Source organism: Bradyrhizobium sp. STM 3809 (genome assembly GCF_000239795.1).
Lineage (GTDB): Bacteria > Pseudomonadota > Alphaproteobacteria > Rhizobiales > Xanthobacteraceae > Bradyrhizobium.
Window position 1 is genome coordinate 1 of sequence record NZ_CAFJ01000263.1, and the last position, 2,498, is coordinate 2,498.

The 2,498-nt window shown below is 67.4% G+C and carries 3 protein-coding genes; 2 read left to right on the forward strand and 1 reads right to left on the reverse strand.

Features of this window, described 5'->3' with window-relative positions; all coding sequences use genetic code 11:
• On the reverse strand, positions 1–371 hold a 371-nt coding region (locus tag BRAS3809_RS14700; RefSeq protein ID WP_035656326.1), incomplete at its 3' end, for an AAA family ATPase.
• Positions 372–635: 264 nt separating this feature from the next.
• On the opposite strand from BRAS3809_RS14700, the gene BRAS3809_RS14705 reads away from it, so the two are divergent.
• Entirely contained in the window at positions 636–1,049 is a 414-nt protein-coding gene (locus BRAS3809_RS14705) for a TspO/MBR family protein (protein ID WP_008962904.1), read from the forward strand.
• Between the two features lie 369 nt (positions 1,050–1,418).
• Complete coding sequence (locus BRAS3809_RS14710; RefSeq protein ID WP_035656327.1) at positions 1,419–2,318, forward strand: LysR family transcriptional regulator; 900 nt, start codon at positions 1,419–1,421, stop codon at positions 2,316–2,318.
• The last annotated feature ends 180 nt before the right edge of the window (positions 2,319–2,498 follow it).

The window sequence follows — 2,498 nt, forward strand, 5'->3', positions numbered from 1 at the left end:
TCGTGCAACTGGCCGAGCGCGGCGTGCAGGGTCTGGGCGCCGCCGAGCACCTCGCCGAGCTTGTCCTTGAGGATCTGGGTGTAGAGCAGCTGCTTGGCGTATTTCCACTCGTACAGCGCCTTGGCCTCGTCGAGACCCTCGTAGCACTGCAGCCGGATCATCTTGAGGCCGCGCCAGGCGGCGATCGCCTTGGCGAGCTCGGTCTTGCCGACGCCGGCGGGCCCCTCGACCAGGATCGGCTTGTCGATCGCCTGCGACAGATAGACCGCGGTCGCGATCTGGCGGCTGGCGATATAGCCCTGCGCGGCGAGGCCGGCTTCGACGGCCGCGATCGAGGCGGTGGCGGAAGAGGGGGCCGGCGACTCAGCCACTGGCGGTGCTCCGTTTTCCTGGTATCAGGACCCCGGCGCTGAATTGATCGGCGTTCCCGGTCCCTGGACGTGGGCGTCAGGGGAAAACCCTGACTTTTCCTCGCATTGTGTTATGTCCTGGCTACGCGCAGCGGGCTGCCCTGTCCAGTGCGCGCGTGGGTGTCCCGGCCGCATGGCTGCCGGTCGCCAGCGGACGGACCCCGAAATCACGCCGAGCGGAATATGAATCGATCCATCCTGCATCTCCTCGTCCTCCTGGTCCTCGTGGTCGGAGGCGGCTGGATCATCGGTGCGTCCAACATGCCGGGCGCCTGGTACGGGTCGCTCAACAAGCCCTGGTTCACCCCGCCCGGCTGGCTGTTTCCGATCGCCTGGACCGTGCTCTACATCATGATCGCGGTGGCCGGCTGGCGCACCTATGAGCGGGTGGTGAGCGGTGCCGTCATGCAGGTGTGGTGGGGACAATTGGTGCTGAACTTCGCGTGGTCGCCGGTGTTCTTCACCGCGCATCTGATGTGGCCCGCGTTCGCGATCATCGCCAGCATGTTCGTGCTGATCGTGACCTTCATCGTCATGCAATGGCGCGCGGACCGGATCGCGGCCCTGCTGTTCGTCCCCTACGCCTGCTGGGTCGCGTTCGCGTCGGTGCTGAATTTGTCGGTCAATGTGCTGAATTGAAATGAGAGCGAGACGGCAGCCGAACCGGGTAGGGTGGGCAGAGGCGCAACGCGCCGTGCCCACCGGCATTCGGATTCGGAGATCGATGGTGGGCACGCTTCGCTTTGCCCACCCTGCGAGGCCGTCGTCCCGGCGAGCGCCGGGACCCTGCCAGCGGTGGGTCGTGCCGTCGCCGCATCCTCCGCTGTCGTCCCTGCGAACGCAGGGACCCATAACCACCGGCTCTCATCATTGGACGAGACAGGCGACTCCGAGTCGTTTCCGACAATCGGCCGTCCGCGGTATGGGTCCCTGCGTTCGCAGGGACGACGGCTTGAGGTGGGGCGGGCAGCCGGGCAAACGCGCGGCCGAATTTCGAGCCTTCAACCCATGAACCTCAAGCAGCTCGAATATTTCGTCCAGGTCGCCGAGCTCCGCTCGTTCAGCAAGGCGGCCTCCGTCCTCGACGTGGCGCAGCCGGCGCTGTCGCGGCAGGTGCGGGCGCTGGAATCGGAATTGAAGCAGCAGCTGTTCGCGCGCAACGGCCGCGGCGTCGAGCTGACCGAGGCTGGCAAACGGCTGCTCGATCACAGCGTCGGCGTGCTGCAGCTCGTGGCGCATGCGCGCGAGGATCTCGGCGCCAGCCGTGACGCGCCGGTCGGCCGCGTGACGATCGGCCTGCCGCCGAGCATCGCGCGGCAACTGACATTGCCGCTGATCGACCGCTTCCGGAAGGAATATCCGGCGGCGCGGCTCGCCGTCGTCGAGGGCCTGTCGACGCATGTGGTGGAGTGGGTGACCTCGGGCCGCATCGATGTCGGCATGGTCTACAATCCCGACGCGCAGGCCGGCATCGAGATCACGCCGGTGCTGCAGGAGCCGCTGGCGCTGGTCAGCCACGCGCCGAAGGGCAGGCGCCGCGTCACCGCGCCGCTGCCGATGGCCGAGCTGTCGCGCTATCAGCTGATCATGCCGGAGCGGGTGCACGCGATGCGGCGTCTCCTGGAGACGCAGGCCGCGCTGGCCGGTATCAAGCTCGAGATCGCCTGGGAGGTCTCGAGCGTGCCGTCGATCATCGATCTCGTCTGCGCGGGGTATGGTCACGCGGTGCTGACGCCAAGCGGCGTCGCGGCGTCCGGCCGCGCCGGGGAGCTTGCGATCCGCCCGCTGACCGATCCCGCCCCGACCAGCGTGCTGTGCTTCGTCACCTCGGCGCATAAGCGCCCGACGCCGCTGGCGCAGCAGACGATGAAGCTGGCGACGGCGCTGATCAGGAAGATGCCGCGGTAGCCGGCGCTGCGCAACGATGCCACCCTTCCCTGCAGGGCAGGCTATCGCATTTTCAGACACGCAGCCGTATCAGCGAACGATCCTGCCAATTTTATACTCCGTCATGCACGGGCTCGTCCTGGCTCGTCCCGGGCATCCACGTCGTCCCCAGCATGCCGCCCGACGTGGATGGCCGGGACA

Bases quoted from the DNA above. Each gene is read 5' to 3' on its own strand.
- BRAS3809_RS14710 (WP_035656327.1), top strand. From the start codon at position 1,419: ATGAACCTCAAGCAGCTCGAATATTTCGTCCAGGTCGCCGAGCTCCGC.